The 20,984-nt window shown below is 53.9% G+C and carries 13 protein-coding genes; all 13 read left to right on the plus strand.

Features of this window, described 5'->3' with window-relative positions; genetic code table 11:
- Positions 1 to 24: 24 nt before the first annotated feature.
- Positions 25 to 840, plus strand: coding sequence for a carbohydrate ABC transporter permease (locus EYB31_RS26730; protein WP_131016502.1), 816 nt, complete (start codon positions 25 to 27; stop codon positions 838 to 840).
- A gap of 22 nt (positions 841 to 862) precedes the next feature.
- Positions 863 to 2,212 carry a hypothetical protein gene (locus tag EYB31_RS26735; RefSeq protein ID WP_131016503.1) on the plus strand — a complete coding sequence of 450 codons (1,350 nt, stop codon included), beginning with the start codon at positions 863 to 865 and terminating at the stop codon, positions 2,210 to 2,212.
- Complete coding sequence (locus EYB31_RS26740; protein WP_131016504.1) at positions 2,209 to 3,447, plus strand: diphosphate--fructose-6-phosphate 1-phosphotransferase; 1,239 nt, start codon at positions 2,209 to 2,211, stop codon at positions 3,445 to 3,447. Before EYB31_RS26735 ends, EYB31_RS26740 begins: the two co-directional genes overlap by 4 nt.
- A 61-nt stretch (positions 3,448 to 3,508) precedes the next feature.
- Positions 3,509 to 4,363, plus strand: a complete 855-nt coding sequence (locus EYB31_RS26745) for a class II fructose-bisphosphate aldolase (protein WP_131016505.1) — start codon at positions 3,509 to 3,511, stop codon at positions 4,361 to 4,363.
- A 78-nt stretch (positions 4,364 to 4,441) separates the two neighbouring features.
- Positions 4,442 to 5,863 (plus strand): aldehyde dehydrogenase family protein, encoded by a 1,422-nt coding sequence (locus EYB31_RS26750; protein WP_131016506.1) that lies wholly within the window; start codon positions 4,442 to 4,444, stop codon positions 5,861 to 5,863.
- A gap of 24 nt (positions 5,864 to 5,887) precedes the next feature.
- Positions 5,888 to 6,997, plus strand: coding sequence for a M24 family metallopeptidase (locus tag EYB31_RS26755; RefSeq protein WP_131016507.1), 1,110 nt, complete (start codon positions 5,888 to 5,890; stop codon positions 6,995 to 6,997).
- A gap of 202 nt (positions 6,998 to 7,199) precedes the next feature.
- On the plus strand, positions 7,200 to 7,952 hold the full coding sequence (locus tag EYB31_RS26760; RefSeq protein ID WP_240762900.1) for a GntR family transcriptional regulator: 753 nt from the start codon (positions 7,200 to 7,202) through the stop codon (positions 7,950 to 7,952).
- Positions 7,953 to 8,259: 307 nt separating this feature from the next.
- Positions 8,260 to 9,699, plus strand: a complete 1,440-nt coding sequence (locus EYB31_RS26765; RefSeq protein ID WP_131016508.1) for an FAD-binding oxidoreductase — start codon at positions 8,260 to 8,262, stop codon at positions 9,697 to 9,699.
- 11 nt (positions 9,700 to 9,710) lie between these two features.
- Positions 9,711 to 10,742: a zinc-dependent alcohol dehydrogenase gene (locus EYB31_RS26770; RefSeq protein ID WP_131016509.1), complete on the plus strand. Its 1,032-nt coding sequence runs from the start codon at positions 9,711 to 9,713 to the stop codon at positions 10,740 to 10,742.
- Between the two features lies 1 nt (position 10,743).
- A complete protein-coding gene (locus tag EYB31_RS26775; RefSeq protein ID WP_131016510.1) occupies positions 10,744 to 12,273 on the plus strand; it encodes a xylulokinase in 1,530 nt (509 codons plus the stop codon).
- Between the two features lie 138 nt (positions 12,274 to 12,411).
- Positions 12,412 to 13,593, plus strand: coding sequence for an iron-containing alcohol dehydrogenase (locus EYB31_RS26780; protein WP_131016636.1), 1,182 nt, complete (start codon positions 12,412 to 12,414; stop codon positions 13,591 to 13,593).
- A gap of 87 nt (positions 13,594 to 13,680) precedes the next feature.
- On the plus strand, positions 13,681 to 14,406 hold the full coding sequence (locus tag EYB31_RS26785) for a GntR family transcriptional regulator (RefSeq protein WP_131016511.1): 726 nt from the start codon (positions 13,681 to 13,683) through the stop codon (positions 14,404 to 14,406).
- A 631-nt stretch (positions 14,407 to 15,037) separates the two neighbouring features.
- Positions 15,038 to 20,923, plus strand: a complete 5,886-nt coding sequence (locus EYB31_RS26790) for an NEAT domain-containing protein (RefSeq protein WP_131016512.1) — start codon at positions 15,038 to 15,040, stop codon at positions 20,921 to 20,923.
- Positions 20,924 to 20,984: the final 61 nt, after the last annotated feature.

The following is a 20,984-nucleotide window of genomic DNA, read 5'->3' on the forward strand; positions in this document are numbered from 1 at the left end:
ATATTTGTTCGGGAGGTGAGATGATTGCTCAATCAAGCATGGAAAAAAACGCTTCTGCTGCTGCTGGCCGCCGGTATTCTGATACCTGTCTCATTGGTGTTTATCACTTCATTTAAAGAGCAAAAAGAGTATTATATGAACCCGGTCGGGTTCCCGCAGCATTTCTCATTCTCCAATTATATGGAGATGTTCACGCAGCAGAAGATCGGGCAATATTTTATGAACAGCGTGATCGTAACGTTAAGCACGGTTGTTCTGATCTTGTTTTTCGGGACGATGATCGCTTTTGCCATCACGCGGATCAGCGGTGTAAAAGGGCTTGTTGTTTACGGTCTTTTTGCCGCCGGGATGATGGTTCCGGGGCAGGTCAACATGATCGCCATCTATTCCTTGGTATTAAAGCTGGGACTGACCAACAGCCTGACGGGCCTTATTCTTGTGTCGATTGCCGTGTTTATTCCGATTGCGGTATTTATCATTTCCGGATTCATGAAAACTTTGTCCAAGGAACTGTTTGAGGCAAGCGGTATGGACGGCGCAAGCGAATGGGTGATGTACAGCAGGATTGCGCTGCCCGTGGCGATGCCTTCGGTAGCAGCCACCGCGATCTTCCTGTTTGTGATGGTATGGAACGACCTGATGCACCCGCTGTTGTTTATTTCCGACAAAAGCAAAAAGACGATGCCGCTTGCGCTGCTGCAACTAAAAGGAGAATACATTACGAATTTCCCGGCTATTTTTGCCGGTGTCGTGATCGCTTCGATGCCGATGGTTGTTGCTTATCTTTTTTTGCAGCGCTTTTTTGTCGCAGGGATTACGGCCGGTTCGGTCAAAGGATGACATTCATGGAGGAGACGACGATATGATCAAGATGAAGACGGTTTTTTTGCCGGTGGCCCGGCCTACGTTTGATGTCGAGACGGCCAACATTTATTTTGAGCAATCCAAGCAATTGCTGAACAAGCTGGTCGACTGCAGCATTTCGCCGGACGCATTATTGATGTCGCCGGAGGACACGGCCCGGTTTATCCGGGATGCGGTGCAAGGCGGGCCGGTCGATGCGGTCATCGTGCAGAGCACCACGTTTGTGGATGCGCGGTTTATTATCGAAATTATGGATGCGACGGATGCTCCGATTTTACTGTGGGGTGTGCGGGAACCCAGGGTAAACGGGACACGGCTGTCGCTGAATTCGATGACGGGAATTAACAACTTAAGCAATTCCATCGTGGCGCGCAGGCGTAAATTTGCGCTTCTTTTCGGAAATCCGCAGGAAGCGGAGCTGGCGGCAGAACTTCATGCGCAGTTAAAAGTGGTCAGGTTGATGCAGCAATTGAAGCAGTTGAAAATCGGGGTGATCGGCAGCCAGCCGGACGGATTCCTGTTCTCTCATGCCGATCCGGACATGCTGGCAAAGCTTGGGCCGCAGCTGATCGAGCTGAACTTGCAGGACGTCTTTGCCAAAGCGGCGGAAGTACCGGAACAGGAGGTGCAGTTGGCGCTGCAAACCGCAGCGGGTCAGGTGAAGGGATTGTCCCTGCTGCCGGAAGAAGGCGTTGTCAAGTTTTCCCGTTTCCAAACGGCGCTGCTGCACGAAATTCGCCGGCTTGGCATTTCGATGGTAGCGGTTCGCTGTTGGCCGGAGTTTTTTACCGAATATGGGGCGGCCGCCTGCTCCACCGTTTCCAGCTTGATCGAATCGGGCGTTATGGCCTCCTGCGAAGCGGATATTCATGGCGCCATCACAATGTATATTCAGCATCAGTTGGCGCAAAACGCGCCTTATTTGGGGGATCTTGTGCATATCGACGAAAGCAAAGATTCCGGCGTATTTTGGCATTGCGGAGCGGGGGCTTTTTCGCTCGCCAGAGCGGATACCGGGGCCGTTGCCGGGCTTCATCCGAACCGCAAGCTTGGTTTTACGCTTGAATTCGGATTGAAGGCCGGCGAAGTATCGGTCAACCGGTTAGGCCCCGACCCGTTTAAGCCGGGCGCATACCGGATGCTGATGTTAAGCGGCGAAGCGCTGGACGAACCGCAGAAGTTTTGGGGGACCAGCGTGGAGGTCGGCTTTGGCCAACCGATCGTTCCTCTCATGAAAAAGCTGATGCTGCAAGGCTTTGAGCCGCATTATTCGATCGTTTACGCCAATATTAACAAAGAAGTCGGCATGTTGTGCGATTGGCTGGATGTGGAGAAGAATCCATTATGACAGATGCGGCTTGGGACAACACAGATAAACATGCGGATCATCAAAAATCCGGGCTGCGGCACAGCAAGATTGCCGTTGCCCAGGTGGGAGGACCTACCGCTGTCATTAACGGCAGCTTGTACGGTTTTATCAAAAGGATCAGACAACTTGAAGAATCGGCGGAAATTATCGGCATACATGATGGAATGTCCGGTTTGCTGGAAAACCGCATGTCCGCGATCAAACCGGAGCAGCCGCTGGAATGGCTGCGAGCGCAGCCAGGGTCGGCTTTGGGGGCGGGAAGAAAGTCGCTGACCGCGGAAGATATCGAAACGTGCGTGAATGGTTTGCGCGACCGTGATATCCATGCTTTGGCTTTGGCCGGCGGGAACGGCACGATGTGGGCATGCCGTCAGATCGAGCTGAAAGCGCGGGAGCTCGGATATGAGCTGCAGGTGATCGGCATTCCCAAAACTGTCGACAACGACATTATGGAGACGGATCATACGCCCGGTTTTCCCAGCGCCGCCAAATTTGTGGCGCATGCGGTGCGCGATTTGGGGGCGGATCTGGCGTCGATGAGAAGTTTCGAGCAGGTGCGTGTCGTTGAGACGATGGGCCGCAACGTAGGCTGGCTGGCCGCCGCTTCCGGGTATTTTAAACAAACGGTCGACGATGCGCCGCATTTGATCTATGTGCCGGAAAGCCGCTTTGATTTGGAGAAAATGCTGGCCGATGTCGCTTGTATTCAGCAGCGTTTGGGATATTGCCTGATCGTGGTGAGCGAAGGTTTGCGGGACTGCCACGACCGGCCGATCAGCGCTAACGGCATCAACAACGGGAAACAAAACGGGCAAGGACTGCGGGCATTGGGCGGGGTGGGCGCATATATCGCCGAAGAAATCGGCGAACGGCTTGGCGTATCGTGCCGGTACGAAAACCTCGGCATGCTGCAGCGCTGCGCTTCACTGGCTTTGTCCGGGCAAGATCAAGCGGAGGCGGAGGCGGTCGGCTGCAAAGCGGCGGAGCTGCTGCTGGACGGGCATACCGGGGAGATGGTGACGATCCGGCGTTTGCAGAATACGCCTTACCGCTGGGAAACCGGGTCCGCGCCTTTTATCAAGGTGGCCGGAATGGAGAGGGAATTTGATTCGGCTTGCTTGGGGCAAGGCGGCCTAATTGCCGAGTCGTACAAGACGTGGCTTGCTCCGTTTATCGGGGACAACCAACCGTATAAGCAGTTTTCCATGGACTGAGAGTAAAAGGGCTCCCGACGATATCGGGCAGTACTTTATTACAAAAGGGAGCGGGATCATCATGCAATTGGTTTCCGGCATAGAACTTATGCAGGACGCGGCGCAGCGCAATTACGCCATAGGGGCTTTCAGCGCGCACACCGGCGAAATGATACAAGGGATATTGGAGGCGGCGGAGGAAGAACGCTCGCCGGTGTTGATCCAAATCGGTCAGCGGGCGATTCGCAACTCGGGTTTTGCCGGCTTGATTCATAACATTGAATTTTTCGGAAAAAGAACAAATGTTCCGGTTATTATACATTTGGACCACGGGAAAAGTTACGAGCAAGCGATCGCAGCGATCCAGGCCGGATGCACTTCCGTCATGTATGACGGGTCGCATCACCCGCTGGAGACCAATATATCCCATACAAAAGACGTTGTGCGCGCAGCGCATGCGGTTGGCGTGGCCGTGGAAGCCGAGCTCGGCAAAATCGCCGGCGTGGAGGACGATTTGTCCGTCGATGAACAAGACGCCTATTATACGGATCCGGCCCAAGCGCTGGAATTTTACCAGGCCACGCAGGTGGATTCGCTTGCTGTAGCGATCGGCTCGGCTCATGGGCTCTACAAGCAAACGCCAAAGCTGGACACCGACAGATTAAACACGATCAGCCGGCAGTTGGGCATCCCGATTGTTCTGCACGGCGGCTCCGGCATTCCGGATGACCAGATCCGGCTTGCCATTCAACACGGCATCCGCAAAATCAACGTGGATACCGAACTTCGCGCGGCTTATACGGAAGGCGTCAGGGAGGCGGTGGAAACTTACGGCTCCGCTTATGATGTGTATCCGTTTGCGCATCAGGGCATGCAGCGCATGAAAGAAATCGTCAAGCAAAAAATCCGCGTATTCGGCAGCAACGGCAAAGCGTAACGACGGCATAACGCAACAAAGGCATAACGTTAACAGGCGGAAACAAGCTTAAACAATCCAGTTCGGGAGGCATCGTAAATGAACCATTATCCGATTCTGCTAGATGGAGAGTGGCTGACGACTGGCGAGGTATTGGAAGTCAGAAACAAATATACCGGCGAAGTGATGGGCACTGTCCCAACGACAAATAAAGAGCTTGTCGACAAAGCGGTGGCCGCAGCGCTGCGGGCTTATCGGGAAACCCCTATGCCGCCGTATAAGCGGTACGAAATCTTAAAGAAAACAAGCGAGCTGCTGCTGGAAAACAAGCGGTATTTGGCGGCGATCTTATCCGGCGAAGTCGGGAAAACGATGAAGGAAGCTTTGGTTGAAGTCGAACGTACGGCTCAGACGTTGGAAATATCGGCCGAAGAAGCCAAGCGGATCCACGGGGAAGGCGTTCCGGTTGAAGCTTCGCCAGGAGCGGAGAACCGCATCGCTTTTACTTTGCGGGTTCCCGTTGGCGTCGTTTGCGCCATCACGCCGTTTAATGTGCCGCTGAATCTGGTGGCGCACAAACTCGGCCCCGCGCTGGCGGCGGGCAATGCGGTTGTGCTGAAGCCGGCCAGCGTCACCCCGCTGATCGCTGTCAAGCTGGCCGAGCTGTTTGTTCAAGCGGGGCTGCCGAGCGGATTCCTGAACATCGTCATTGGCCCCGGTTCGACGGTTGGCGAGTGGCTGGCGAAAGACGAGCGGATCAGCTTGTACACGTTTACCGGAAGTCCGGGCGTGGGCCTCAAGCTGAAACAAGACACGGGTTTGCGCAAAGTGCTGCTGGAGCTTGGCAGCAACTCGGCGGTAATCGTGCATAAAGACGCGGACTTGCAGCTTGCCGCCAAGATGTGTGTCGATAAGAGCTTTGGCAATGCCGGCCAGGTCTGCATTTCCGTTCAGCGGATTTATGTGCACCGCGATGTTCACGGCATTTTTGTGCAAAAAATGACGGAAGCCGCGCTCAAGCTCAAAGCAGGCGATCCAAACGAAGATACGACCGATATCGGCCCGATGATCAGCGAGAAGGAAGCGGAGCGGGCCGAAGCTTGGGTGCGCGAAGCGGTGGCTGAAGGAGCGGTGGTCGAATGCGGCGGCATACGGCAAGGGGCCTTGTTTCAACCGACCATTTTAAGCGGCGTGCACGATACGATGAAGGTGGCTTGCGAGGAATTATTCGCTCCGGTTGTCGGCATCGCTGCATATGACGATTTGGACGATTGCATCCGGCGCATCAACTTGTCCCGTTACGGATTGCAGGCGGGCATTTTTACGACAAATGTCCATACTGCGTTTAAAGCGGCCCGCGAAATTCACGTCGGCGGGGTCATGATTAACGACGCCTCCCAATTCCGGGCCGATGCGATGCCTTACGGCGGCGTAAAGCAAAGCGGCTGGGGGAAAGAAGGACCGCGGTACGCAATTGAAGAAATGACGGAAGAACGCATTGTCGTGATGAATTTGCAATGATATGAACCAAGATGAGGTGGGCCGATGTCAGGTACAATATTTGAGAGAAAATTGGCGCAGATCAGGGAACAGCTTAAACGGCAAGGGCTGGACGGGCTCAAGCTGGGGCTGCAAAAAAATGTGTCGTGGCTGCTTGGCGGGAGAAGCCATGTGAATACGGCTTCCGAACCGGCCTGCTGTGTGCTTGTCGTAACCGGGGACCATTGTCACGTGGTCGTTAACAATATCGAAGCCGAAAGGCTGCTGGAAGAAGAAATCGGCGAAACGTCCGCGCACAAGCTTCTTGACGTACATATTTGGCCTTGGCAAATCCCTGCCGCGCGGGAGCGCATCCTCGCGGATATATCCGGGGAGCTGCGAAATATGAAAAGCGACGCGGAATGGGAGCATCAGCTTATCGCCTTGCGTTCCATCATCGATCCGCAGCAAATGGAGCAGTGGCGTGATGTCGGACGGCTAACCGCCGAGGCGATCGAACAAGCCGCAATGGAAATCAGCCTGGGACAAAGCGAATACGAAATCGCCGGCCATCTTGCGCGTCATTGCTGGGAAAGGGAGCTGGACCCGATCGTCAATTTAATCGCCGTTGATGAACGCATTTTTACAAGAAGGCATCCGCTGCCTACCGGGCTTCGTCTTTCACGTTATGCGATGCTGGTTGTATGCGCGCGCAGCAAAGGTTTGATCGCATCGGCCACCCGGCTTGTCCATTTCGGCGCGATTGACGAGACGTTGAAGCGCAAACATGCGGCCGTGGCGGAAATTGACGCGCGGCTGATCGATGCCACAAGAAGCGGTATCGCCTACAGCGAGCTTTACGAGCGCATCACCGGCTTCTACCGCGATGCGGGATACCCGGATGAGGTGGCGAAGCATCACCAAGGCGGCTTAACCGGATACGCTACGCGGGAGCGGACCGCCGTCCCGGGAGAAACGATGGTTGTAGCCGCTAGGCAAGCTTACGCTTGGAACCCTTCGATCGCCGGGGTGAAGTCCGAAGACACGATCATCACAACAGACGATCGTCCCGAGCTGATTACCGTTTCCGCGGCCGGACATTTTCCGCAGCTGGAGGTTCAGGTTGACGGGCAAATATGGCGGCGCCCGGCTATTTTGCAGAGGGCACCGCGATAAGGTGCGGTGAAATTTTTTCAAGACGAGACAAGACCTCTGTTAATGAGCCCAAACCGGACCATAGCAGATGTCTTGTCTTCTCGCTTGAGATCGGCTTGTTTTCGTTGACTCCCGATTTTGTTATCTTTATAATTAGGTCATAACATCATGATGTAATTTTTCGGGAAATTTATATCCATATGGCAGGAAGGGTGAGTTGAACATGAATGAACCAAATGTAACGATGGAGAAACTTGATTCCAATAATCCCGTTCCGCTATATCACCAGCTTAAAAACATTTTGCTGCAAAAAATTGTAGACAAAGTATGGCGGCCGGAGGAATTGATCCCAACGGAAAAAGAGCTGATCGAGCAATATGGCGTCAGCCGCACAACGGTTCGCGAAGCGATAACGGAATTGGTCAACGAAGGATTTCTGGTGAAAAAGCAAGGCAAAGGCACAACCGTAACTTCGCATCATATGGAAGCGCGCCTCAGCAGGCTGTCCGGTCTTGCCGAAGAAATTATGGAGCAAGGGCTTGTGCCTTCGGCCAAACTGATCAGCGCCGAATTCAAGAAAGACCGGTTTTACGAGTTGTCCCAGCTTCAACTTCCCGACGGGGCCGTCGTGTACATTATTGAACGGGTAAGATTCGCCAACGGCGAACCGATTGCTTATGAAATTACGTGTTGGCCCGAGCGAATCGGAAAGCTGCTTGAACTGGAAGATTTAAATACGGCGCATTTTTACAAAGTGCTTGAGGAAAAACATAATATTTCGCTGAAAGGAGCGGATGAGACGATTCACGCGATCAATTCCATGACGTATGAAGCGGGATTGCTGGGAGTAAGCCCCGGCGCGGCTTTACTGGAAATGAGGCGGGTAAGTTACGATAAGAATGGGGAACCGATCGAATATACCCGCACCAAATACCGCTCGGACCGTTATGCGTATAAAATCCATCTGGAGCGTTAAAACAACAAACAAACCAAACCGGCCTGCCCGTCAAACTGAGGGAGAGGCCGGTTTTTTTGCAGCAATTGGACAGGAAAACATCCTATTTCCGCGAAGCGAAAAAAAGGTTGACGCGCAAACAGGAGGTTCATATACTATACATATAGTTATATATACAACTATATCATAAAGCGAATGATGTGGACTGCGTGGTGGCCGCATACCGGCTTGAGGTTGACAGCCATCATGCGCCGTCGCACTTCGCGCTGGGAGCTGCGCGAGGTGCCGGAACGTTTTGCGTATCGCTAGGACAAGGGGAGTGGGTTCGTTGAATTTAACCGGATATGCGCTGGAGATGTTTCGTTCGGAACTGGAAAGCGCGGTTGGCGTTGAACACGTGATCGGTCAGGAGGCCATACGCAAGGAACTGGCGGTGGATTGTTATTGGCTGACGCACATGTGGAAGGAGAAAAATCGGGATATACAGCTTCCGTATTTTGTCGTGCGGCCTGCCACAACGGAACAAACGTCCAAAGTCATGCGTATTTGCAACACGTATAAGGTGCCGGTTGTGCCTCGCGGCGGCGGATCGGGGACACAAGGCGGGGCGGCTGCGATGTACGGCGGTATTTTGCTTGAATTGACCAGAATGAACCAAGTTATCGGCATCGACGAGGAATCGTTGATATTAACGGCGCAGCCGGGCATTAACGGGCGAGTGCTGGAAAACATGCTAAATGAAAAAGGGCTTATGCTGGCCCATTACCCGTCTTCGGTAGACATGGCGACATTGGGCGGATATTTGGCGGCACGCGGGTCGGGCGTGATGTCGACGAAATACGGAAAAGCCGAAGACATGGTATTGTCCGTGGAGATGGTGCTGCCTGACGGGAAAATCATCAATACGCTTTCTTTGCCGAACCATGCTTGCGGCCCCGGCTTGCTTCAACTGTTTGTCGGCTCCGAAGGCACTTTGGGCGTCATTACGAAAGTGTCCATCCGGCTTGACCCGCTGCCCGAGACCCGATTGTTCCGCATGTTCAAATTTCCGTCGGTAAACGCCGGCTTGGAGGCGGGCCGCGAAATCATGATCAAACGTCTAAATCCGGCGGTGATGCGGTTGTACGATCCGGGTTCGACGAAAAAATCGCTTAAGGATACCGGACAGCCGTTGGAGGGAGTCAACATGGTGCTTATGGTCGACGGGTTCAAGGAGTTGGCCGAAGTCCATATGAGCAAATTGATCGACATCTGCACATCCAATGACGGGATAGACCTTGGGCACGAGCCGGGCGTATATTGGTGGGAGCACCGCTACGATTTCTACAAGCCGCCGCTTCAGCCGGCGTATCCGCTGCTGTATGGCACTGTTGAATCAATCACAACGTATGCCAACATCAAGAAATTGTATGAAGAGAAAAAACAGCTCGTCGAGCAAAAATATAAGCGCTGGAACGCAACCTATATGGCCCACTTCTCACATTGGTATCCGTGGGGTACAATGATTTATGACCGATTTTATATCGAAAATCCGCCGGAAGACGCCGAGGAGGCATTCCGCCTGCACAATCAAATATGGGAAGAGTGCTCCCGCGTGAACATGAAAAACGGAGCGCTGCTCAACGAACATCACGGCATCGGCTTTAAATTGGGTTGGCTTATGCGCGAGCAATACGGCGACGCCTTTGATGTGCTGCTGGACATCAAGAAAGCAATTGATCCTAAGGGCATTATGAATCCGGGCAAATTGGGATTCGGAATCTGGTAGGGGGGATACATATGAAGGCGTTGGTTTATGAAGGCAGCGGCCGTCTTGCTTTGGCCGAGCGGGAAGTTCCGACCATTGGCGAAGACGAAGTGCTGATCCGCGTATCGCATGTCGGTATTTGCGGAACCGATATGCTGGTTGCGCATGACGGATTGGCGCGGGTCAAACCTCCGGTTGTGCTGGGCCATGAGTTTTCAGGTTATGTCGAGCGGGTAGGCAATCCGGCGTCATCGCTGCAGCCGGGAGACCGCGTTGTCGTTGAACCGCTGGTGACATGCGGCAGCTGCTCGGCTTGCGCAAGCGGCAGCTATAACGTCTGCGCGGCGTTTAAGCTGATTGGGGTTGACGTGGACGGCGCGATGGCGCCATATGTGAAGGTGCCGGAAAAAACCGTATACCGCATTCAAGATGCTACGGCTATGGAAGACGCCGCATTTGTCGAACCGCTTGCCGTCGGCGTGCACATGGTCCGCATGTCCGGACTGCAGGCCAGGCAGACGGCAATGATTGCCGGCGGAGGGCCAATCGGGCTGATTGCGGCCAAAGTGGCGCAGCTTAAAGGGGCCGACGTATACGTTTCGGAAGTGAACCCGTTCCGGATCGAATTTGCCAAGGCGCTTGGTTTTTCGCTTATGAATCCGCAGGAGCAGAACGTTGCACAAGCGCTGAAAGCGGCGACGGGAGGTTACGGCGCCCATGTCACATTCGAAGCGACGGGCACAAATCACGGTTGGAACGATTGCATCGAAGCCGCAGGAACGCATGGCACGGTGCTGATTGCCGGTTTGCCCAAAAAACCTCCCACCATCGACGGATATCAGCTTGTGGCTAAGGAGTTGAAGGTTGTCGGCTCGCGGGTGTATACGGCGGAAGATTACAGGGAAGCGATCCGGCTGATCGAAGACGGGCTATTTCGGCCCCAACATTATATTTCCAAAACGATTCCGCTGGATGAAGCGATCGAACACGGATTTCAAGCGATCGACCGCGGGGAGCCGGTGATGAAAATACTGATCCAAATGAATCCAAACGAGGGCCGATAACATGACAAAGCAATATGTGCTTGGTGTAGATCACGGTTCGGGCGGCTGCAAAGTAACGTGTATGGATGACGGCGGCCAGGTGGTTTCGGAAGCCAATGTTTCTTACCGTTCCTATTACCCTAAACCGCAGTGGGTCGAACAAGAGCCGGAGGAATGGATCGACGCCGCGGTGGAGGCCATTCGCCGGGCGCTGCATGTATTTACAGCCGATGAACGGCGGCGGGTCAAGGCGATTTCCTTTTCCGCGCCACATCATGTCGCTGTGCTGCTCGATTCAAGCCATAAGGTGCTGCGCCGGGTCATCATGTGGAATGACCAGCGCAGCGGCGAAGAAGCGAACTATTTCTCGGCGTTGTGCGGTGATCAGATATACGGGATTACCCATAATTCGCCTTCTCCTACATGGACGTTGTGCCATATGGCATGGCTTCAGAAACATGAACCGGAAGTGTACGGCGCCATTCACAAGATCGTATTTATGAAAGATTACGTCAGGTATCGGTTTAACGGGATTTTGGCGACGGATTACATTGAAGCCGAGGGCACATTGTTTTATGATATTCATAACAAACAATGGTCCGAACCGTTGTATTCGCTTGTTTCGCTGGATGAATCGATGCTGCCGCCGGTGCTCGCGCCAACGGATGTGAGCGGCGCGCTGATGCCGCAGATGGCCGAGCGGATCGGGCTGCCGGCGGGCATCCCGATTGTCGTTGGCACGGCGGATACGGCTGCGGAAATTTTTGGCTGCGGTACGGTGGAAGCGGGAGACGGCGTCGTGAAGCTGGCGACGGCAGGCAATTTCAGCGTCTTGGCCAAACAACCGGTGAACAACAAAAAAATGACCTCATACCATCATCCCGTGCCGGATTTGTATTACCAGAACAGCGCCACCAATTTTGCCGCGGCGTCGTTCCGCTGGTTTAAGGAAAGTTTTCTGAAGGAACTGGAACAGAGAAATTCGGCGGAGCAAATTTACCGGGTGATCGACGCCCATATCGAGCAGATCCCGGCAGGTTCGGAAGGGCTGCTGTTCCAGCCTTATTTGAACGGGGAACGTTCACCTCATTGGGATCCCGATTTGCGCGCCAGCTTTTTTGGCTGCACGGTCAGACACCAATGGCCGCATTTCGCAAGAGCCATTCTGGAAGGCGTCGGATTTTCAATTCGCGATGCCGCGCTGGAGTTTTCCGTCCGGCCGGACAAAGTGAAAATTATCGGCGGTGGCAGCAAAGGCAAAGTATGGGTGCAGATTATGGCCGACATTTTGCATGCGGAGATGGAAATTCCGAAAGTCAGCGACGCTTCTTACGGCGGATGCCTGATTGCCGCCACGGCGATCGGCTGGTTCAGCGGGTTAAAGGAAGCGGCGCTTGCGGCGCAAACGGTCGTAGACCGCGTGGAGCCGCGGCGGGACAACGTGTCCGTATACGATGAGATGTTTGAGATATACAGAGAGCTGCACGCCCAAACCAAACATTTGTCTCACCGCTTGACCGCTATGTCAAACGCCGCCGCCAACCGATCTTAATTCCGCGCGCATATCGGAAGCCAAACGGCACTGCGAATCGCTCCTATTCACGCCACACATGAATCCGCTTACACGGGGAAACCGGCCACGGCTTCGGCAATGGACTTTATTATCGACCTATTATGGAGGAGAACGATGATGGCTGAACACATTTATCATTTGTATATGCCCAAGGCGGTAACTTATGGTGCGGGGTCATTCGCCCGTGTAGGCTTGCATGCCCGTACGTTCGGGAAAAAAGCGCTGATTGTGAGCGATCCGGTGATGGAGCGGATGGGAGCCGTCGCGGAGTGCAAACTCATTTTGCAAGGGCAGGCGGTTGAATATGCGCAATATTTGGGTGTCGACAAAGAACCAACCGACGTTCATGTAGCGGAGGCGCTTGCCGTGTGCCGTCAAGAGCAATGCGACGTCATTGTCGCATTGGGCGGCGGCAGCTGCATCGACACGGCCAAGGCGGTGGCGGTTCTGATGACCAACGAAGGGCCGATCGGCGATTACGTCAACAATAAAAAAACGTTTGCCGCCGACCCGCTGCCTTTGATCGCCGTGCCTACAACGGCGGGGACCGGATCGGAAGTGACGAAAGTCACCGTCATTATCAACACGCAAACGGAAGTTAAAATGATGATCTCCCATCCGCAGCTGATGCCCGCCGTTGCCGTCGTTGACCCCATGCTGACGCTCAGTTGTCCGCCGCCCATTACGGCGGCGACCGGCGTGGATGCTTTATGCCACGCCATTGAGGCGTATATTTCGCGGAAAGCGCATCCGCTTACCGACCTTTACGCCTTAAAGGCCGCTTCGCTCATCGCCGGAAACATGCTTCGCGCTTACCGGGACGGCAATGACGTGGAGGCGCGCTCGCAGATGGCGCTTGGTTCGATGCTTGCGGGCACCGCTTTTTCCAACGCCTCTGTCACGCTTGTTCATGGGATGTCGCGTCCGGTCGGGGCGTTATTCCACGTGCCGCACGGCTTGTCCAATGCGATGCTGCTGCCTGCGGTGCTTGAATTTACGAAAGACAGCGCGCTGGACAGATTGGCGGAAGTCGGAAGCGCGATTGTGCCGGAGAGCAGCCAAATGTCCAAAGATGAGCTAGCTGAACAAGTCATCCGGCAAATCAAGCGGCTTTGCGCCGATCTTCACATCCCCAATATGAAACAATGGGGAATTGATCCGGCGAAGTGGGGACAGGCCGTAAGCAAAATGGCTTCCGACGCGTTGGACAGCGGCAGCCCGCAAAACAATCCGCGGATCGCCAGCCATGAGGAAATCATTCAGCTTTACCATACGTGTTATGATTACGAACTGAGCTGAAGCGCACTTGTATTTCACAGCGGATAGCGGTACATTTAAAACGCTGGCGGTACCGATATTCACATCAGAAAGGAATCTGTTTATTCTGTGAGCAGCCATATTTCCAAATCCAATCCGATGCCGATGTATTTGCAAATAGCTAAAGATCTGCGGGAACGCATTGCCACGGGGGAATTTCCCGTCGATGCGCAAATTCCGACCGAAGAGGAGATTACCACACATTACGGCGTGTCCCGCATGACGGCCAGGCATTCCGTTACGCAGCTGGTCAATGAAGGGCTGGTTTACCGGGTGCACGGCAAAGGCGTATTTGTTTCCAAAACGAAGCTGGAACGGAATCTGAACAAATTAAACGGTTTTCATGAGGATATGCTGGAGTTAGGACTTGCTCCGCATTCCAAATTAGTGCGTCTGGAGCAAAGGCTTCCCGATCAACGCGAGCAGCATGTGCTGCAACTGCTCAAATCCCAGGCCGTATTTGAGGTGCAAAGAATCCGTTACGTAAACGGCGCAACGATGGGGTTTCAGAAACTTGTCACGCCGGTTCATCTTGTTCCGCAGCTGGAAAACGTGGACCTGGAGAACGGGTCTTTTTATTCTTATTTAAAGCAGATCGGCAAACCATTAAGCAGGGCGGAGCAGCGGATGGAAGCCGTCACGGCGCCGGAAGTGGCCAAGCTGCTGGAAGTGCCGGAGCATCTCCCGTTCTTTTTTTTCGAAAGGATCTCCTTTGACGGCTCGAACATTCCGGTTGAATTACTTATGTCTTATTTCCGCGGCGACCAATATTCATACAGCATTTCGCTGGGGTGAGGCTTTCAACGTGCGAGAATCCCCGGCGCCACATAGCTATGGTCGCTTTCATCTTCCGACGGTCTCAAAGCAAGGCACCCTCAAGGCTGCTGCGATTTAGCAAGCAGGCCCAGGCCAGGGTGTTTTTTTCGTATTATCAGGTTAGCCGATGATTACCGGCTGGCCTTTTTTTAGAGTCGACGACGCAGCAAATTCCTACAACGATAGGATCGTTGAGGAGAGAAAAAACGGCTGATTGGGCAAAACATCCAATTTGACGGTTGACAAGCCCAACATGTTTGGGTAGTATTTATACGAGAATGATTATCATTTTCATGTAAGATGGAAATTGTGCCTTGCGGCTCAATGCCGTCTCATGCAACATGTCGAGGGAAATTTGTTTGGAAATATATTTTTTTGCAATTTATTGAGAATGATTATCGTTATTACTATTTTCCCTGTGATGATGACGGATGCAAACAAAGGGGGAGATTACGGGCGGCGGGATGCCGGTTGTTTTTAGACAAATTTCAAGAGCACATTCAAGGGAACAGATAAAAAGTGGGAATGAAAAACGCTTTAGTAGAAAGCGCTTTCTTTGCTATGCGCTTTTTTGTTCTGCCAAATTCACATAAAAGGAGGAGATTAAAACATGAAATCTTTATTTAAGAAAATAACGTCATGGCTCCTGGCGATCGTGTTGCTTGTTTCTTCGCTGCCGCTCGTCCCGGCGGCGAAGGCGGCAGCCGCCGCATTGCCGGATGGCGTTTATACAAACGTGGCTTACCGCTATTTGAAAGACGGCACCGACAGCAATTCGGTGGCGCAAAGTTTTTTGTATGTGGCTAATTCCGGGACAGTTACGGTGAATAACGGCGAAGTTGTTTTTACGCATGAAGTTCCGGTGAATACAAGCGGCGTTATGGCTTACCTGGCCTCCCGCAAACCGGGGGCGGCCAAAGCAAGCATCGTGAACAACGCTCCCGTAGGCCAAAGCGGATATGAAGAGTTTACGGTCGTTCCCGGCGGCGGGGCGGACACGGTGAAAGTGGCGATCAAGGTCGAAGACATCAGGAAAAAAATCGAAATCCTGATGCACGTCTTTATCGAGCCGGGAGACGAGAGGTTCCCGGAACTGGGAAATATGGGCTATGACTACTGGTATACGGCGCAGCTGTGGCTGGATACAAGTTCGCTGCCGATTACGGAGGAAGAAGAGCAAGGCGGTACATGGAACGTTACGCTGCAGGATTTGAAGGATTTAATCCTTGTCGGCAACAACGTGCATGATACTGCGGTGGAAGGAGCGGTATACGGCCAATATCCGGCGGGTTCGAAGGCGGGGCTGAAGGCGCATATTACCGCGGTGAATTCGGCGGTGACCCGGGCGGGTTCCCATCCGCAAGATATTAAGCCGGCTTACGAAGAATTGGCGGAAGCGCTGACCGCGTTCCGCGCTGCGGTCCGCCAGGCGGACAAAACGGCGTTGTCGGCGGCTTATAACAAGCTTGGCGAATTGCGCGACCATATGGTAGCGGTTGGGGAGTATGGCAGCTCGGAAGGCCGGGCGGGCGATGCGTATGCGCCGGTTGCTGAAGGAGAGTTCGCTAGGGGCGTGATTTCCAATGTGGAGAGCGCGATGCGGACGGCATTTAATATGCTGCAAAACGTCACGGCAACCGATACGCAGGTGGCGACGCAGATTACAACGCAAACAAACAATTACACCCGATATTCCGCGAGTTATTTTATAAAAGACGCGGAATCGTGGCCGATTTACATTTTGGACGATCTGAATACTGCAACGACGGAATCGGTTTATGCGTCGGATTTTAACAAAACGGTGGATGTTTTCTACAACGGGAATGCGAGCATGTTTGCAGAAATGCATGCAAACTTCACGTTTGCCGTTCCGAATGCAGTTCCGTGGACGCAGTCCCGGCCGCATTGGACGACAGAGTTTTATATGGACACGAATTGTGCGGAATGTATCGCGATGGACTACAATGCGCCTTATAACGCATACCGGGTTCCGCTCGTGAGCACTCTTTCCAATGACACCCGCAAAGTATACCAGGTGCAGATGAGAGCAAGCGCAGGCAATCCCGATTTGTGGAGAGGCCGGTCCGTGCTGGAATACAAGGTGGGCGGCGAAACAAGGAAGGTGTATATCAGCTACAACAAGCGGGAACTGGAGGCGCTCAAAGACGCCGTCGCGGCGGCTGAGCGGCTGCTGGACAAAGCGGAACCCGCCGCAGGCGGCGAAAGCGGCTATAACGAAGCGCGCAACCAGGTAGACACGGCGATCACGGCGGCAGAAACGGTTATTGCCAATCTTGCTTCCACTCGGCCGGCTATTGCGGCTGCGGCTGCCACTTTGCAAACGGCGGTAAACGGGCTTCGGGCCCATGCGGAATATACCACATATTTCACAGTTGCAAGCGGAACTGCGGACGAGTTTTCGCCTGCAGGCGTCTATTTCAACAATTCGGCGGAAATCGTATCGGTTACGGGAAGCACTTACGCACTGGTGAAGATCAATCCGAATCCGAATTTTGTACTTCAGATCAAGGACGGCAGCTCGTATAAAGCTGCTGAAAGTGTCAGCGAAGCGACATACAAGATTCCGATATCCAATTTTGCCGTGCTGCCGGAAGGTCAAATTTTCAGTTCGGGTCATCCGTACGGTGTCCGGCTGAACTTCAACGATGTCGACAACAGCGCGCTGTACGACAAGATTGCCGCAGTGAAAAGTTTGCTGGCCGGGGCGACGGTTGGCGACAAGCCGGGACAACACCCGGAATCGGCGCGTGTGAAATTCCAGCAAGCCATTGATACGGCGGGCAAGCAAGCGGTCAATGTGAGCGGCACGCCGCAGAAAACGGCAGCTTCAATCGCGGCGCTGCAGCGGGCGGCGGAACAGTTCGACGCAACGGTCAATCCTGACGCGGAAGATCCGGGCGCAGAAAACCCGGGTGAAGGAAATTCCGGCTCGGAGGGGTCTGGAACTCCGGCGTCGGGACCTTTGGCGGATGGCGTTTATACAAACGTGCCTTACCGCTATTTGAAAGACGGCACCGATAGCAATTCGGTGGCGCAAAGTTTTTTGTATGTGGCCAATTCAGGGACAGTTACGGTGAATAACGGCGAAGTTGTTTTCACGCATGAAGTTCCGGTACACACAAGCGGCGTTATGGCTTATCTGGCCTCCCGCAAACCGGGGGCGGCCAAAGCAAGCATCGTGAACAACGCTCCCGTAGGCCAGAGCGGATACGAAGAGTTTACGGTCGTACCCGGCGGCGGGGCGGACACGGTGAAAGTGGCGATCAAGGTCGAAGACATCAGGAAAAAAATCGAAATCCTGATGCACGTCTTTATCGAGCCGGGAGACGAGAGGTTCCCGGAACTGGGGAATATGGGTTACGACTACTGGTATACGGCGCAGCTGTGGCTGGATACAAGCTCGCTGCCGATTACGAAAGAGGAAGAAGGGCAAGGTGGAGCGAGGAACATTACACTGCAGGATTTGAAGGATTTAATTTTTGTCGGCAACAGCGTGCATGATGCTGCGGCGGAAGGAACGGCATACGGCCAATTTCCGGATGGTTCGAAGGCGGGGCTGAAGGCGCATATTACCGCGGTGAATTCGGCGGTGACCCGGGCGGGCTCCCATCCGCAAGATATTAAGCCGGCATACGAGGAGCTGGCGGAAGCGCTGACCGCATTCCGTGCTGCGGTCCGCCAGGCGGACAAGACGGCGTTGTCGGCGGCTTATAACAAGCTTGGCGAATTGCGCGACCATATGGTGGTGGTTGGAGAGTATGGCAGCTCGGAAGGTCGGGCGGGCGATGCATATGCGCCGGTTGTTGAAGGAGAGTTCGCCCGAGGCGTGATCTCCAATGTGGAGAGCGCGATGCGGACGGCATTTAATATGCTGCAAAACGTCACGGCAACCGATACGCAGGTGGCGACGCAAATCACAACGCAAACAAACAATTACACCCGATATTCCGCGAGTTATTTCATAAAGGATTCCAAAACGTGGCCGATTTACATTTTGGACGATCTGAATAATGCAACGGCGGAATCGGCTTATGCGTCGGATTTTAACAAAACGGTGGATGTTTTCTACAACGGGAATGAGAGCATGTTTGCGGAAATGCATGCAAACTTCACGTTTGCCGTTCCGAATGCAGTTCCGTGGACGCAGTCCCGGCCGCATTGGACGACAGAGTTTTATATGGACACGAATTGTGCGGAATGTATCGCGATGGATTACAATGCGCCTTATAACGCATACCGGGTTCCGCTGGTGAGCACTCTTTCCAATGACACCCGCAAAGTATACCAGGTGCAGATGAGAGCAAGCGCAGGCAATCCCGATTTGTGGAGAGGCCGGTCCGTGCTGGAATACAAGGTGGGCGGCGAAACAAGGAAGGTGTATATCAGCTACAACAAGCGGGAATTGGAGGCGCTCAAAGACGCTGTCGCGGCAGCCAAACTGCTGCTGAACCGCGCGCAGTCCACCGCAAGCAATGAAACACGCGTCAATCTGGAGACGGCGGTCACGGCAGCGGAAACGGTCACGGCCAATCTGGCGTCCGCACGGCCGGCTATTAAAGCGGCGACAACGGCATTGCAGACGGCGGCAAGCGCATTTGATCCGCAGCTGCTGGATGACGGTGAATATACGCTGGACTTCAAGATTTACAAAAAAGGCACAACGGAAACATCGGTCATGTACGATTACGTGGACAAAACGAGCGGCCGGTTAACGGTAGAAGGCGACAAGAAATACGTATCGCTTGCCTTAAAGCAAAGCGCGGAAATTTTGTCGTTCAAAACGAAGGTCGGCGGCGTGCTGACGGAAACGGAAACGGTTAGCGCCGATGCGGCGACCAATACCAGGGTCGTTCGGTTCGAAGTGGACGATCTGACAGCGATCTTGGGCGGTTGGGTCAAAATATATTGGAATCTTGGTCCTCCGATCGGCGTCTACGATGAGGAATATGAAGTGGATCTCGGATTTTCGAATATCGTTCCCGCCGTCAAAGAACCTGGAGGGGAAGATCCCGGGACAAATGAACCAGGGACGGGAGAACCCGGAACGGAAGAACCGGGTATCGATCTGACGAAGCCGGTACCGGACGGGGAATACCGCTTTACGTTTACTGCGTCCGCATCCGGGGGGACGCCAATCAGCCAATTTGTGGAGAGTGGCGGCAGCCTCAATGTCACGGGCGGCAAGAAAACAGCGGTCTTCACGCTGAAGCCTGGCGTGAGCGTGTCGAAGGTGACAAAGATTAAAGACGGGGAGCGTACGGAAATTCCGCTTGCCGCTTCCGGGAAGAAATCCGGGAAACTGAAACTCGTAGTTGCGCTGGCGGCGGATAGTCAGTTTTCCTTCGAGGTCGAAGATTTGACGGCGAAATATGAGATGGAAATGAGATCGGCTAACGGAGAACCGCAAGTGTTCCAGCTGGCGTTCCAGAAAGTGGTGGCCGTTAATGTGCCGGGGGAAAATCCGTCGACGAATCCGCCGATTTACTCGTCCGGCAGTTCGTCGGGCGGTGGAGGAGGTTTTGTAGCCACGGTAGTTAAACCGGCGGACGGAACATACAACATCGGATTGACGATTCTGAAGAAGGGAACCGGCGAAACTTCCGAGATCATGGATTATGTGACAGTCCCGGCCGTGCTGCGCGTAAAAGAGGGGAAATACTACATCACCTTGACTTTGAAGATGAGCCGGGAGATTAAGGCGTTTAAAGTTTCGCGCGACGGCGTGCTGACGGATGTCCGTGTGCTGAGCAGCAACGAAGCGGCGGATACGCGGGAGATTGAGTTCGAAGCGCCCGACTTGTCGTCGAAATTGAACGGATGGGTGCAAATCCAAAAAGCCGGGGTTGAGGAACCGCAGACGTACGAGGTGCAAATTGCCTATGACGTTTCGTCGATCAAGGAGCTTGCCGTAGAAGAAAACCATGCGGCTGCGGAAGAGAAACAAACTCCGGTGCTGAGCGATATTGCCGGCCACTGGGGCAAAGCGGCAGTTGAACGGGCGGTGGCGCTTGGCATTGTGAACGGGTACGAAGACGGAAGTTTCCGTCCGGACGGCACAGTGACCCGGGGCGAGTTTGCGGTGATGCTCAGCCGTGCGCTGAAGCTGGCACCGTCGGCGTCCAATGTGGCATTTGCCGATGCGGACCGCATCCCGGATTGGGCCAAGCCGTATGTGGCGCAAACGGTGGAAAGCGGGATCATTGCAGGGTATGACGACCGGACATTCCGCGCAGAGCGCGAAATCAGCCGGGCGGAAATTGCGGTGATGATCGCCCGTGCGCTGAAGCTGGCGCCGTCAGCGTCCGACGTGGCGTTTGCCGACGCGGACCGCATCCCGGATTGGGCCCAGGCCCAGGTGGCTGCGGCCGTCAAGGCGGGCATCATCCAAGGCAGAGATTCAAACGTATTTGCGCCGGATGCGCATGCAACCCGAGCCGAATCGGTGACGCTTATTATGCGGATGCTGAACGAATAACTTAAAGTAAACCGCGCTGATGCCGGATCATAGCGCATAATAGTAAGTCAATGAAGATGGA

This window comes from Paenibacillus thalictri (assembly GCF_004307995.1).
GTDB classification, from domain to species: domain Bacteria; phylum Bacillota; class Bacilli; order Paenibacillales; family NBRC-103111; genus Paenibacillus_AF; species Paenibacillus_AF thalictri.